A 12778-nucleotide genomic window follows, 5' to 3' on the forward strand; every position below is an offset into this window, starting at 1 on the left:
CCGGAACCGCCGCTGCCGGAACCGCCGCTGCCGGAACCGCCGCTGCCGGAACCGCCGCTGCCGGAACCGCCGCTGCCGGAACCGCCACTGCCGGAGCCACCACTGCCGGAGCCACCACTGCCGTGACCGCCGCTGCCGGAACCTCCACAGCTGGGACCACCGCTGCCGGAGCCACCGTTGCCGGACCCGCCGCTGCCGGAGCCACCACTGCCAGAACCACCACTGCCAGAACCACCACTGCCAGAACCACCACTGCCGGAGCCGCCACTGCCGGAGCCGCCACTGCCGGAGCCGCCACTGCCGGAGCCGCCACTGCCAGAGCCGCCACTGTTGCCGGACCCACTGCTGCCAGAGCCGCCACTACCCGAACCATGACTCCCCGAACCACCGCTGCCGGAGCCGCCACTGCCGGAGCCGCCACTGCCAGAGGTACCGCTGCCGGCACCGCCGCTACCTTTACCCGTGTTGCCAGCACCGCCAGATCCGGTACCGCCGGTTCCTCCGGCTCCCGTACTACCTGACCCTTGGCCTCCCTGCGCCAAGCCGCTCGGGCCACCCGGCGCGGTACCGGCGCCGAATGCGCTCTGCGGACCCACTGTCCCACCGACGCCCTCCGAATCCTGCCCACCACCGATCAACGCCTGCAGGCCACCGTCGTTCTTTCGGCAGCCGAGCGTCGCGGTCGCTGGACAATCTTGCGTCGGACCCTGCGCCAGCAGCAACTCCGGAGGACGGGCCTCGCTTGTCAAGATTGGCGCAATTTGCGTGGTGTTCAGATTCGACTGAGCACAAGCCATTCCCGCATATAAGGTCACTGCGGTTGCAATCGCCACCCTGAAAATTCCGATTGCGCTTAATGTATTTTTATAGCTCTTCATTGCAGACTCCTAAATCATTTATTCGGCGCCGTTTTAAGCGGTCGTTAGAATTTCTCTTATTTAAAAAAGGGGATTTTCCCGACCGTGCACGGCACAGCCGTGTTTCGTCCAGCCGGCCCAAAAAGCCGATCATTGAACGGATCTGGATATGACGGAATGTGATCCGCGCGTCGAGCACGTGTGTTTATAATGGTCCGACGAAATGGGATGCGTCCCGTCTTATGAAGACGCAAATCAACGGTATTTGAATAAAGATTGAAAGACTGTCCGCCAGCGCACACATGGAATGATTGAGAGTGGCTTCGGCTGCGGTGGGAGCGTGAAAAGTTTTTAAATCGTGCTAAATTTACCTTTCTAAAAATAAAATCGGTATATTCTGTCGGTAAATGTGAAATTAATTATTAATATATTATTATTACGTTAATGGTCGTCGCTGGCGGCGAATGCGTCGACAAGCACCGGTACCGTTCCGATCTCGAACACCGGGCCGACGCAAAGATTGTTGTGAAGAAGGAAGAAGGAAGAAGGAAGAAGGAAGAAGGAAGAAGGAAGAAGGAAGAATGAAGAAGGAAGAAGGAAGAAGGAAGAAGGAAGAAGGAAGAGGGCGTGTCCGGGGATGGGCTTGTATCTGACGCGCTGGACTCGACCGCCCAGCGGTTCATGCCACGTCGTTTCCTCGGCGATATTGGGCAGCTAAGCGTTAGCCCGAAGCTTTGCCGAAAGCGGCGCCCGCCACCAGAGCAACGCGGCAAAAAGAGCGGTCAACGCAGTGAGACACAACAGCCTGGGCTGACCGGCGCCTATCGTCGGCGTCACAATGGTCACGATACTGAGGCTCAGATTGAGGCCGTTGTGGATCAACAGGTTTGAAAGAACGCTGTATCGGCCGCGGTGGTAGGCCCATGAGAACAGAAAGCGCGCTGCAATCGCCATCGCGAGGAAAATCGTGAAGGGGATGAACCGCTGCGACAGGCCAGGCACGTCGAGGAAGAACAGGGGTAAATGCCAAAGAGCCCATACGACACCCAGAACCCATGTAGCGAGGCGAAGTTCCAGCCGTCCGTCCAACGCGTCGGAGAGATAGGACCAGCCGAACTCCTCCGCAACCGGGCCACCGAGGACGAGTAACCACAAATAGGTCAACGGCAGGCCTGTCCAGGTGATGTGAAAGATCGGCAGTCCGCCCGATCTCTCAAACAGCGCAGCAGTTATGATTGCCAGAATGGGCAACGCAAGAACAGACGTGAGGAATACTGACCAGCCCATGCGCCATTCCAGAATGCGCCCGTAGAAACGCACAGCGCCGAGCAAGCCTCCTTCTAGCGCGGCGCACACCCCCGCTGCGATGAACGGACCGAAGGAGCCCGCGAGCACAAAGGGGATCAGCTCGTGTGCCGCCATGCCGCGCTCCCCGAAGTACCAGCAACCGATCCACGTTCCCCACGCGATCGCGAAGCTGACGATCAAATAAAGCGCGAGGTGGTGAGACTTCGTTCTGTTCGCCAGGTTCGTTGATGCGGGTAGACGGTTGCCGAAGAGGCGTGTTGCGCTCGCGTATTTTGTGTCTTGCACTTTATGCTCTCCATCATCGTTAGAATTGTCGACACCGCGTGCCAGCGTTCGAGCACACTGATTGTGTTATAGCGAAACGATCGGCCCGCCACGCAGCCGTTACGACGCTTCGCGGCCGCCCTGTTATGCGCTGGGCATGCCGCTATTGGCCCCGTGCGCCTGCTCGTTGCGATTGTAGTAGGTATCGAGGGCGCCCTCCGGTGCTTGAAGCTGCTGTTCCCATAGAGAAGTGAGAAAGAAACTGAGGACGCTCGGGGTGGCATCGAGCGGTCTATTTTTGAAAGAAGTCCTAATGATAAGACCTCGATCGTCGCTCCCAAGGTAACGCGTCGGGCGCAGATCGAACGCTTGTCAGGTTAAACCCCCAGACAAACCGCCCCGGCCGCGACAATCATGCATGCGAGCCAGCGCTTTCCACTTACCGCTTCGCGCAGAAACACCCGTCCGATCAGCACCGCGAACACCACGCTGGTTTCGCGCAACGCCGATACCGCGCCCATCGCGCCCGACTGCAGCGCCCAGATCACGATGCCATACGCCGCGATCGACACCAGTCCACCCACGAGCGAGGAGCCGACCGCCATGGGCGCCGCCCGCACGGGTGTCCACAACTCCGCTAGCCCGCGCATCGCGACGAACAGCAGCGGCATCAGCCAATAGAACAGGAACATCCACGCGGTGTAGGCGAGCGCCTCGCCGCCCGATAGTCGCACGCCGATACCGTCGATCACGGTATAGAGGGCGATCGTCGCGCCGGTCGCCAGCGCGGCCAGCGCACCCGTGCGTGACACGTGATGCCCCTGCAGCACGAGCGCGAGCGCAACGATACCGCCCGATATCATCGCGATCCCGAGAGCATGCAAGGGGCCGATCGACTCATGCGCGAACAGCGCCGCGCCGAGCGTAACGAGCAGCGGTGAGGAGCCGCGCGCGATCGGATACGCTTGCGCCAGATCGCTGCGACGGTACGCCCGTACGAGGCTCACGTTGTAGACGATATGCACAAGCCCAGATGCGACGATGTACGGCCAGGCCGCGTAGGCCGGCAACGGCGTGAACAGGACGACAAGTGTCGAAACCGCCGCGATGGCGATGCTCATCCACGTCATGGACAGGAACCGGTCGTCGTTGCCATGCAGCATTGCGTTCCAGCTCGCGTGGAGCAGGGCGGCAAGAAGGACGAGACCGCCGGTATAACTGAGCATGGGGATTCCGGGCCGAAAAGGAGGGCAATAAGAAGGATATCTATCTTGTCGCCCCCATACAAACCAGATAAATTGCCTCTTCGGGTTAGATAAACTATTGCGATGAAGCGGATACTGCCTCCACTCAATGCATTGCGCGCCTTCGAGGCCGCAGGCCGCCTCGGCAGCTTCAAGGAAGCCGCGGTGGAACTGCACGTGACGCACGGTGCGGTAAGCCAGCAGGTGCGGTTGCTCGAGGAGTGGCTTGGCGCATCGTTGTTTGAACGGCGCAACCGGCGCGTGGTGCTGACTCCAGCGGCGAAGCCCTACCTGGCGGAAATTGGCACCTTGTTCGAGCAGCTCGCGCAGGCAACTGCCGGATTTGGCTTCCCCGAAGCGGTTTCGCGGGCACTATTGGTGAACGCACCCGCAACATTCACATTGCGCTGGCTGGTACCGAGACTGGCGAAGTTCCGCGCCGGACATCCCCTCGTCGAGGTCAAGGTGGAGACCTCGAACGAACCGGTGGAGAGTCTGAAAGAGACCTATGACATCATCATCCGGGGCGGGCCGGACACGTTCTATGGCTACTCGATGCAGCCTTTCCTTTCCGAGGAGCGGATCCCGGTCTGCAGTCCGGCGCTGTTGCAGCAACTGCCGCTTCGCATGCCAGACGATCTGCGGCAGCATACGTTGCTGCATACGTCGAGTCTTCCGCGGCTTTGGCCGGATTGGCTGGCGAGCGCAAAGATTCCTGAACTCAGGCCCGCCGCCGCTCTGACCTTTGACCACTTCTATCTGACGTTGCAAGCTGCCATCGACGGGATAGGCATCGCGATGGGACCGACTGCGCTGGTTTCCGACGATCTGGCGGCTAGCCGGCTTGTCGCCCCGTTCTCCGCTCCTCGTCTGCCGTCGCGCAGCTATTGCACGTACGTTCCAGATGGGAAGTCTGAGGATGAGCTGGTCGTGCTATTCCGCTTATGGCTCGAACGCGAGGGGAGGCATTCACAAAGGCAGACGCCCCTTTAATTCGAACTCGCCGCATACGAGCCAGTCCCTCCGGTGCGCTGTTCGTGGCGGACAAGGACACCGGGTTGCGCTATTTGATCGTATCGGCGGCGACCTTGCATACGGCAGCGTCCTGATCGCCTGTGCCGCCACTACAGCCGATTGCGCCGACAAGCTTGCCGCCTTCGATGAGCGGAAACCCTCCCGGCGATGCCACCAGCCCCGCATCCAGGGTGTTCACGTAGGCATGTCCAGTCTCAAACTGGTTATAGAAGACCCGGGTCTCACGACGAAATCTGGCCGACGTGCGCGCTTTGTTCTGCGATATCGTGATCGACGCGTACTGCGCACCATCCATTCGTTCGAATGCGAGGAGTTCGCCATGCGTGTCGACCACCGCAACGTTCATTTTCCAGTCGCGTTTCATCGCTTCGGTTTCTGCAATCGCAAGCAGCTTCTTCGCGGTGTCCAGACCGATCGAAGTGCCATAGGGAATGTCGAATGGCATCTTGTCGGGCGTTCCACCCGCGGGAGGCTGTGAGGCAGGGGTTTGCGCTGCCGCGGCGGTTGCTACGACAAGACAGGCAGTGCACGTTATCTGGATCAGGTTTTGCATCGCACCATCTCCCATTGATTGGCCGGGGCGCGTGCATTGGGCTGCTGTTGGCGGTAGCAGTGAGCCGCCCGGCGACGTCACTAGACGACGATCCGGGAACGTCCTGGCGAGTATTGCCGAGCGTAGCTTGTTTGACTTTCATTCACAACACCACACTCGATTTCCAGATACTGTTTGCTGACCTGGCCCACGGGCAACCTCCGTCTCCCGGTAGGCATGCCAAGCCAATAAACTCGGCTCTCGATATCGAACGTATAACCAGGTCGTCACCATCGAAATAAATTGAGGATTACTGGTAGCTTCGAAATAGGTCGAGCCGACGCCACGCGAGCTTCCATATCGCGTTGCGTCATGTCGTATCGGCTCAGTGCAGGGCCGCCTCGGCGATGCCGGCGAGCGCGCAGAGAACGACGATGGCGAGCGGTGGAGTCTTCCAGCGGGTCAGGAGGAAAAAGCCAACGACTGCGACGGCAAAGTCGAGCTTCGAAAGCACCGCGCTTGTCCACACGGGCGAGTACAGCGCGGCGGCCAGCAACCCAACAACCGCAGCATTCACGCCTGCAAGCATTGCACCCATCGACGGGCGAGCGCGTAGCGCTTGCCAGTAAGGCAGCGCCGCAAGCACCAGTAGAAGGCCCGGCAAGAATATGCCAACGGTAGCGAGCAACGCGCCGGCCCAGTGATTCGGCGCTGCACTGCTCGTCCATCCGAGGAATGCCGCGAACGTGAACAAGGGACCCGGTATGGCCTGGGCGGCGCCGTAGCCTGCAAGAAAATCGTTCAACGAGATCCAACCCGTCGCGACGGTTTGTTGTTGCAGAAGCGGCAGCACGACATGACCGCCGCCGAACACAAGCGCACCCGAGCGATAGAACGCTTCGAGGACCGTGGCTGCCGCTCCCACGTGGAGTCCGGCCAGTACGGGAAGCCCGAACAGCAAGACGCAGAAGAGGACTAACGCGGAGGCGCCCACCGTGCGGGAAATGGGGAATTGCTGTGGGTGTTGTGGTGCTTGAGGGTAGTCTGGCGATCTCTTCGTCTCGCACAACGCGAGTCCGAGCATCGCGCCGAGGCCGATAACGATGAGTTGCGCATAGACGGTCGTCAGGATGCTAAGTACCGCAATGGCGATGAGCGCGATGGCAACACGGCGTTGATCCACACACAGGCGCCGCGCCATATCCCAAACGGCTTGAGCGACGACGGCGACAGCAACCAGCTTCAGTCCATGGATCAGGCCGCCGCCGACCGGGCCGCCCAGGCTCGGGGCAATGACAGCAAAGGCAAGCATCAGCAGGATTGAAGGTAGCGTGAATCCGCACCAGGCCGCGAGTCCCCCAAGCCACCCGGCGCGCAAAAGACCGATCGAGAATCCTGCCTGGCTGCTGGCAGGACCCGGAAGGAACTGACAAAGCCCGACCAGATCTGTGAAGGTTTCGTCATCAAGCCAGCGGCGCTGCTCGACGAATTCCCGGCGAAAGTATCCCAGATGCGCAATGGGACCGCCGAAGCTCGTCAGCCCCAGTTTGAGAAACACCGCGAGTACCTCCAGCGCAGAGCCCGAGCCCGTTCGAGGGCTCACTCTCCACACTGTATATCCTGCTTCGGCACGACAATAATGATTGGGTACGTCCCCCGCTCGAGTTCCACGCGCGCGACGACGGTCGTGGTCGTGCTGTCGCTGTCGTCGTATACGCTGACCTTTTCATGCTGAAGATTTGTGATGCCAGTACAGCCAGTTGCGCGACCGTCGTCGGAAATCTGGCATTGGATCGGGTTGTCCGCGAGGTAGCGATATTTATCCCTGCTCGGGGCCGCCAGGTATTCGCGAACGCTCTGCGCCGATCCACCGACACCGGTGACATACCCCATGGCGCAGTCCTGTTTGGCGGTATCGCTGCTTGCGGAGGTTTGGGCGATCGCAGCCGCGCTGGCCGTTACGATGACCGCCGCGAGTGTCGATGCAAGAAGGTGTTTCATGGCGCAAATCACAGTTGTCGGATCGGAGAGCTGGATTGTAACGGCATCTTGCGCGCGCTGTTTTTCGCGTCGTACCCCAACGCAAGATGACAGATTCGTCATGGGGGCGTCACCGCGTCGAACTGACGGCGCCGTCATGGCTGCTCAGCGTGCGGGAAAGTGCAGATGGAACTGCGTGGCCGACACGTCGCTCTCGAGCTCGCCAAAAAGGCCCAGGCGCAATACGACGCGAGTGCGGCCGGCTATCGTCAAACCGTGCTGACAGCCTTTCAGGAGGTCGAAGACAACCTCGCGTCGTTGCGGATCCTGCAGCAGGAGGCCAGCAAGCAGGACGAGGCCGTCGCGTCTGCCCAAAAGACCTTGAAGCTTGAACTGGACCAGTACCGGATCGGGACCGTAGGCTATCTGGAGGTGGTCACCGCGCAAAGCACGGCGTTGGCGAACGAGCGCACCGCAGTCGATCTGGCGCGCCGCCGGATGGACGCAAGCGTGTTGCTGGTGAAGGCGCTAGGCGGCATATGGTGACCCCGCGCTAGATTCCGGAGGATCGGGCGATCCGTACCGACTCAACGGCCGGGACGGGAAATGAAACATGCACTGCGAGACCTCGATCGTTGATCCCAGCGCTGAAGTCCACTTTGGCGCCAAAGTACTCCGCGATACGGGCGACGATCGACAGGCCTAGCCCGCTGCCGCTCGCCCCATTACCCGTTACCCGGAAGAAGCGGCCGGTCAGGCGCGCAATGTCGCCCGGCGCTACCCCAGGACCATTGTCGGCGACCGTCAGCATGACAGCCTGTGCGTTGCGCCGGATGGTGACCTCGACCCGGCCGCCCGCATCGCCGTACTTGATCGCGTTGTCGATCAGGTTATCGAGCAGAATGTCCATCAACACAGGCTCGGCGATGACTTCGGAGTGTGCATCGCCGATCAAGGCAACGCTCATGCCTTTGCGCCGGGCATTGGGCTCGTTGGCGGCAATCGCGTCCTGGGCGAGCGCAGCGAGCGCCACAAGGTGTCCCGGTATCGTGCGATGTTCGTCGAGCCGCGCCAGCAGCAGCAATTGCTCGGCGAGATGGGCGCTGCGGTCGACGCCTTGCACGACCCGCTGCATGGCGAGCTGTTGCTGGGCGGCGTCTTGTGCCACTAGCGCTACTTGAGCCTGCACCTTGATCGCCGCCAGCGGGGTCCTCAGCTCGTGAGCCGCGTCTGCGGTGAATGCCCGCTCGCGGTCGATCGAGAGCCGCAGTCGTAACAGCAGTTGATTGATTGCATCGACGAGCGGACGCACTTCGACCGGAGTCGGTCCTATCTCGATCGGCTCGAGCTTGCTGGCATCCCTTGCGCGGATCGCCTTGGAGAGCGCCTGCAAGGGCGCGAGGCTGTGACCGATGCTGATCCAGACCAGCAACGCCAGAACCGGCAACGCCACAGCGATTGGCTTCGCAATCCGACCTGCGACACCGGTTGTCAGGTCGCTGCGGCTATTGGGCGGCTCAAGCACGCGTGCGGTACGCCCTGTCGTACTGTCTTGCAGGATGTAGCTATGCCATGGCTGGCCGCCAAGCGTCACAATGTGTGCGCCTGGCGTCGCGTCGGCGGGCAACTCGAACGCGCCCAATGACGCGAGGCGCGCGCTACTGGCGAGGACGCATCCGTCTCTGTCGCGGACCTGGAATAAGGCCTCGCGCGGCGCTTCGTCGCCGTCTGTCGCGGTAGCGCCGTTCGGGTGACGGCTGTATTCGGTGCGGGCGTCGATACGGGTGTTCGCCAGGACCGAAAGGTCGGCCTGATCGAGCAGCACAATGAACTGCGCGAGCTGGACGAGACGCGCATCGTCCCATTCCGCCACCTCGCGAGTGGCCTGACGGTAGCTCCAGCCAAGGGCGATCGTCCACACCAGTGCGATGCTCGCGAGCACCAGCAGCGCGAGCCGGCCGCGTATCGATCGCGGCATCATGCCCGCTCCATCACGTAGCCGATCCCGCGGACGGTTTTGATCAAATCCGCTCCGAGCTTTTTACGCAAGTTGGAGATATGGACTTCAATCGCGTTGCTTTCAACTTCCTCGTGCCACCCGTACAGGCTCTCTTCGAGACGAGATCTTGACTGCGGTACACCCTGGTGTGTCAGCAACTGAAACAGTACGGCCCATTCGCGAGCGGTCAGCGGAACCCGTACATCCTCGCGCATGACGGACTGGGCAGCCGGATCCACCGCCAGCGCGCGATACCGCAGCACTTCGACGCTGCGCCCCTGCGAGCGACGTAAAAGCGCACGACAGCGCGCGATCAGTTCGGTCAGATCAAAAGGCTTGCCGAGGTAGTCGTCCGCACCGGCCTCAAGGCCGCCCACCTTGTCGGCGACCGTTCCCTTTGCGGTAAGCACAAGGACAGGCACATCCTTTCCGCCACTCCGTAGCCATTTCAGGAGTTCGGTGCCGGAAATCCGGGGTAACCCGAGATCCAGCACGACCAGCGCGTAGTCCGTCGCTTCCAGCGCGAGCTTGGCCGTGCGGCCGTCTTGTGCCCAGTCGACCGTAAAGCCCGCGTGACGAAGCCCGGCTTCGACGCCGCTGCCAATCAGATCGTCATCTTCGACCAGGAGAATTCGCATAGTGGTGCGCTGCAATGGATGGCTGGCGGCCTTGCCAACACGGCAAGGCCCATTCGCATTATTACAAGTTTAACGATCTCAGGACGATGAAAGCAGATGGCGTCAGGTTGCTTAAGGTTTCCTTCAGGTTTGGCCGCTACTATCGACACACAACGCATGGATGTACAGATTGTGCGTTGGAAGCAGCCGATGTTCGTCGGCCGATCGATCGCTACAAGGAAAATGAAAGCGCCTTCGATATTTCCGTTCATCCGTGTCGACGAGCTGCGCCATGAAACCATCCACCATCAAAATGCTCCGAGCCTATCTCCTGACAGCGTCATGCGCTGCCATGGCGATAGAAGCAGCAGCGCTGCTGGCAATCGGCCTGTTTGGGGTTTCCGAAGACGTGTTTACGTCGCTGACGTTCCGCATGGCAACTGCGGTGGCCATTGTGTGTGTCGTATTGCTTACAAGAATCGTAGCCCGCGCCGCATTTGCCTCAGCTTTGTCCCACCATTACGCTACCATCGCCGATGGACGCTCCAACACCATTTCGGTCTCGCCAGTCTGTCCGGTGCGCATGCTGGTGATTCTTCATCTCCAGTTCAAGCGCAGGGCGATCGAATGGGCGAGAGCTTAGCGGCGGCATTTTCAGCGCAGCTGCTACCCGTCCAGATGCTTCGATGGGCGAGCAGTCAATTCAATAAAGCCATGGGACTTGTTAATGACGGATGTTCGACAGCCGGCTGAAGCGGCGTATGACAGCGTAGCCCGTTTCATTCACTGGTCAATCGTACTGTTGATCGCGACCCAGTTCGTGATTGGCTGGACGATGCCCGAGGTTCATCATGATACAAAACCGGTAGGACTGATCGCCTGGCACCTCGGAGTCGGCGCGCTGCTGGTCGCCGTAATGGCGGTAAGAATTGTCTGGCGACTGACGCATAAGCCCCCGGCTGACACGTTAGCCCCGCTATTGAGCGCCGCTTCCCGGATCACCCATTTGCTTCTCTACGTCGCGCTGGTTGTCGTGCCTCTACTGGGGTGGGCCAATGCGTCGTCGCGCGGCTGGACCGTGAAGTTGCTGGGTGTTGTTCCTTATCCCAGTCTCACACCTGCCGGGTCTGCGCTCGGGCATCGGATGGGTGATGTGCATGGTGTGCTGGCGTGGGTGCTGTTGGCACTGATCGCTGCGCATATTGCTGCGGCGTTGTTCCATCGTTTTGTGCTTCGAGATCGTGTGATGCAGCGGATGTTGCCATAGCGCATGCATTGCCCTGGCGTACTGATTGATCTGTCACGAGGTCACGGACGAAGATGGAGCATACCGTTTCGGTCTCACAGTGGCTTTTGCTTCTCTTGAGCGGGATCGCCACGATGTACTCATTGGTGGTGGCTTTTGCCATGCCGTTCTCCAGCAAACGAGCTGCCACGCATCAGGCCGGCTGGAGCTCGGTCAGCGTGCTTAAACCGCTGTGCGGGATGGAACCTCGCCTGTATGAAAACCTCGTGACGTTCTGCGAGCAGTCGTACCCGTGCTTTCAATTGCTGTTCGGCGTGTCGTCGCCGGTCGATCCGGCGATTGCCGTGGTGCGTCGTCTGCAGGCCGCGTATCCGCACTGCGATATCGAACTGGTGATCGATTCGCGCGTGCACGGCAGCAACCTCAAGGTCAGCAATCTCATCAACATGGCGCAGAGGGCGCGCCACGACATCATTGTGCTGGCCGATAGCGATATCGCCGTCGAGCCCGACTATCTGAACACGGTCACCGCGCCGCTCGCCAATCCCGACACCGGTGTGGTCACCTGCCTGTACCGGGCGCAGAGCGTCGGCGGCTTCTGGCCGCGGGTGGGCGCGCTGTTCATCAACGAATGGTTCGCGCCGTCGGTGCGCGTCGCTCATGCGGGCGGCTCGCGGCGCTTCGGCTTCGGCGCGACGCTGGCGTTGCGGCGAACCACGCTCGAGAACATCGGCGGCTTCGAGACGCTCAAGGACTGCCTTGCCGACGACTACTGGCTCGCCGAACATGCGCGCGCGCTCGGCCTGACTACGGTGCTTTCGTCGGTGATGGTGGCCACCGACGTGATCGAGCCGACTTTCACGACCCTGTGGCTGCGCGAGATGCGCTGGCTGCGGACGATCCGCTCGGTGAACCCGGCGGGCTTTGCATTTCTGTTCATCACGTTCACATCGCCATGGTTGATGGCCGGCGCACTGCTGACTTTCTCGCTCACAGGTGCTGACATCGCTGCCGCGCATCCGCTTGTCGCGCCGTCGGCGTCGATCAGCACCCTTACAGGCAGCATCGCGCGGTTGCTATTGCATGCGCGGAGCTCACGCTATTCACAAACGTTCTGGCGCGATCTGCCACTCGTGCCGTTGCGCGATACCTTGCTCGCGCTGCAATGGCTGTTCGCGGCATTTGGCTCGCAGGTCGTGTGGCGCGGCGCACGAATTCCGGTTCTCAATCGCGTAGCGCAGCCGCGCGCATCGATCATGGAGATTTCCGATGACCGGTGAAGCCTCTTCTCATTCGGCATCCCGGCGCGCGCTAACGCCCGCGCACGCTCGTTCATTCAATCAGTTGTCGGGTTCAATGCGGATTACTGGAGCATTCATGAAAACGCTGTTTTTGCAGGCCCCGTCATATGACGGTTTCGATGGCGGCGCGGGTTCGCGCTATCAGGCGAAGCGCGAGATTCGCTCGTTCTGGTATCCCACCTGGCTCGCGCAGCCCGCGGCACTGGTGCCGGACAGCCGCGTGCTCGATGCGCCCGCCGACGGCCTGTCGGTCGAGGCCTCGCTCGAGATCGCGCAGCAGTACGACCTGGTGATCATCCACACCAGCACGCCGTCGTTCCCCACCGATGCGATGTTTGCGCAGGACCTCAAGCAGCGCAAACCGTCGGTGCTGATCGGCATGGTGGGCGCAAAGG

Annotated in this window: 12 protein-coding genes and 2 pseudogenes; 6 read left to right on the forward strand and 8 right to left on the reverse strand. The window is 60.9% G+C overall.

Annotated elements, in window-relative coordinates; genetic code table 11:
* From BLQ92_RS40495 to BLQ92_RS38965, 3 genes and pseudogenes are all read right to left on the reverse strand, one after another.
* Positions 1 to 878 (reverse strand): annotated as a pseudogene (locus BLQ92_RS40495) (hypothetical protein); the annotation flags it as partial.
* Between the two features lie 693 nt (positions 879 to 1571).
* On the reverse strand, positions 1572 to 2450 hold the full coding sequence (locus BLQ92_RS38960; RefSeq protein ID WP_090696046.1) for a CPBP family intramembrane glutamic endopeptidase: 879 nt from the start codon (positions 2448 to 2450) through the stop codon (positions 1572 to 1574).
* 356 nt (positions 2451 to 2806) lie between these two features.
* Positions 2807 to 3655: a DMT family transporter gene (locus tag BLQ92_RS38965; protein ID WP_090696047.1), complete on the reverse strand. Its 849-nt coding sequence runs from the start codon at positions 3653 to 3655 to the stop codon at positions 2807 to 2809.
* A gap of 102 nt (positions 3656 to 3757) precedes the next feature.
* Here BLQ92_RS38965 and gcvA point away from each other — a divergent pair, with 102 nt between their 5' ends.
* On the forward strand, positions 3758 to 4666 hold the full coding sequence (gene gcvA, locus BLQ92_RS38970) for a transcriptional regulator GcvA (protein ID WP_090696048.1): 909 nt from the start codon (positions 3758 to 3760) through the stop codon (positions 4664 to 4666).
* 70 nt (positions 4667 to 4736) lie between these two features.
* On the opposite strand, the gene BLQ92_RS38975 is transcribed toward gcvA, so the two are convergent.
* From BLQ92_RS38975 to BLQ92_RS38985, 3 genes are all read right to left on the reverse strand, one after another.
* The gene (locus BLQ92_RS38975) at positions 4737 to 5342 is read right to left on the reverse strand and encodes a GlcG/HbpS family heme-binding protein (RefSeq protein WP_244106343.1); all 606 of its coding nucleotides are present in this window, start codon (positions 5340 to 5342) and stop codon (positions 4737 to 4739) included.
* A gap of 283 nt (positions 5343 to 5625) precedes the next feature.
* Positions 5626 to 6843 carry a chromate efflux transporter gene (chrA, locus tag BLQ92_RS38980; protein WP_090696050.1) on the reverse strand — a complete coding sequence of 406 codons (1218 nt, stop codon included), beginning with the start codon at positions 6841 to 6843 and terminating at the stop codon, positions 5626 to 5628.
* The gene (locus BLQ92_RS38985) at positions 6840 to 7241 is read right to left on the reverse strand and encodes a hypothetical protein (protein ID WP_090696057.1); all 402 of its coding nucleotides are present in this window, start codon (positions 7239 to 7241) and stop codon (positions 6840 to 6842) included. Before BLQ92_RS38985 ends, chrA begins: the two co-directional genes overlap by 4 nt.
* Before the next feature lie 165 nt (positions 7242 to 7406).
* On the opposite strand from BLQ92_RS38985, the gene BLQ92_RS38990 reads away from it, so the two are divergent.
* Entirely contained in the window at positions 7407 to 7766 is a 360-nt protein-coding gene (locus tag BLQ92_RS38990; protein WP_090696051.1) for a TolC family protein, read from the forward strand.
* A gap of 7 nt (positions 7767 to 7773) precedes the next feature.
* On the opposite strand, the gene BLQ92_RS38995 is transcribed toward BLQ92_RS38990, so the two are convergent.
* Both BLQ92_RS38995 and BLQ92_RS39000 read right to left on the reverse strand, forming a co-directional pair.
* Positions 7774 to 9201 (reverse strand): ATP-binding protein, encoded by a 1428-nt coding sequence (locus BLQ92_RS38995; RefSeq protein ID WP_090696052.1) that lies wholly within the window; start codon positions 9199 to 9201, stop codon positions 7774 to 7776.
* The gene (locus tag BLQ92_RS39000) at positions 9198 to 9857 is read right to left on the reverse strand and encodes a response regulator transcription factor (RefSeq protein ID WP_090696053.1); all 660 of its coding nucleotides are present in this window, start codon (positions 9855 to 9857) and stop codon (positions 9198 to 9200) included. Before BLQ92_RS39000 ends, BLQ92_RS38995 begins: the two co-directional genes overlap by 4 nt.
* Before the next feature lie 271 nt (positions 9858 to 10128).
* Between BLQ92_RS39000 and BLQ92_RS39005 the strand changes: the two genes are divergently transcribed.
* The 4 genes and pseudogenes from BLQ92_RS39005 to BLQ92_RS39020 all read left to right on the forward strand — a co-directional run.
* Entirely contained in the window at positions 10129 to 10479 is a 351-nt protein-coding gene (locus tag BLQ92_RS39005; protein ID WP_090696054.1) for a hypothetical protein, read from the forward strand.
* Between the two features lie 84 nt (positions 10480 to 10563).
* The gene (locus BLQ92_RS39010) at positions 10564 to 11103 is read left to right on the forward strand and encodes a cytochrome b (RefSeq protein ID WP_090696055.1); all 540 of its coding nucleotides are present in this window, start codon (positions 10564 to 10566) and stop codon (positions 11101 to 11103) included.
* A 113-nt stretch (positions 11104 to 11216) separates the two neighbouring features.
* Positions 11217 to 12362 carry a bacteriohopanetetrol glucosamine biosynthesis glycosyltransferase HpnI gene (hpnI, locus tag BLQ92_RS39015; RefSeq protein WP_425194946.1) on the forward strand — a complete coding sequence of 382 codons (1146 nt, stop codon included), beginning with the start codon at positions 11217 to 11219 and terminating at the stop codon, positions 12360 to 12362.
* Positions 12363 to 12438: 76 nt separating this feature from the next.
* Positions 12439 to 12778 (forward strand): annotated as a pseudogene (locus BLQ92_RS39020) (hopanoid biosynthesis associated radical SAM protein HpnJ); the annotation flags it as partial.

The sequence above is a fragment of the Paraburkholderia phenazinium genome, assembly GCF_900100735.1.
GTDB classification, from domain to species: domain Bacteria; phylum Pseudomonadota; class Gammaproteobacteria; order Burkholderiales; family Burkholderiaceae; genus Paraburkholderia; species Paraburkholderia phenazinia.

What these genes read in the sequence shown, in the direction of transcription:
- BLQ92_RS38965 (WP_090696047.1), bottom strand. Translation starts at nt 3,655, where the DNA reads ATGCTCAGTTATACCGGCGGTCTCGTCCTTCTTGCCGCCCTGCTCCAC.
- gcvA (WP_090696048.1), top strand. Translation starts at nt 3,758, where the DNA reads ATGAAGCGGATACTGCCTCCACTCAATGCATTGCGCGCCTTCGAGGCC.
- BLQ92_RS38985 (WP_090696057.1), bottom strand. Translation starts at nt 7,241, where the DNA reads ATGAAACACCTTCTTGCATCGACACTCGCGGCGGTCATCGTAACGGCC.
- BLQ92_RS38990 (WP_090696051.1), top strand. Translation starts at nt 7,407, where the DNA reads ATGGAACTGCGTGGCCGACACGTCGCTCTCGAGCTCGCCAAAAAGGCC.
- BLQ92_RS38995 (WP_090696052.1), bottom strand. Translation starts at nt 9,201, where the DNA reads ATGATGCCGCGATCGATACGCGGCCGGCTCGCGCTGCTGGTGCTCGCG.
- BLQ92_RS39000 (WP_090696053.1), bottom strand. Translation starts at nt 9,857, where the DNA reads ATGCGAATTCTCCTGGTCGAAGATGACGATCTGATTGGCAGCGGCGTC.
- BLQ92_RS39005 (WP_090696054.1), top strand. Translation starts at nt 10,129, where the DNA reads ATGAAACCATCCACCATCAAAATGCTCCGAGCCTATCTCCTGACAGCG.
- BLQ92_RS39010 (WP_090696055.1), top strand. Translation starts at nt 10,564, where the DNA reads ATGACGGATGTTCGACAGCCGGCTGAAGCGGCGTATGACAGCGTAGCC.
- hpnI (WP_425194946.1), top strand. Translation starts at nt 11,217, where the DNA reads ATGTACTCATTGGTGGTGGCTTTTGCCATGCCGTTCTCCAGCAAACGA.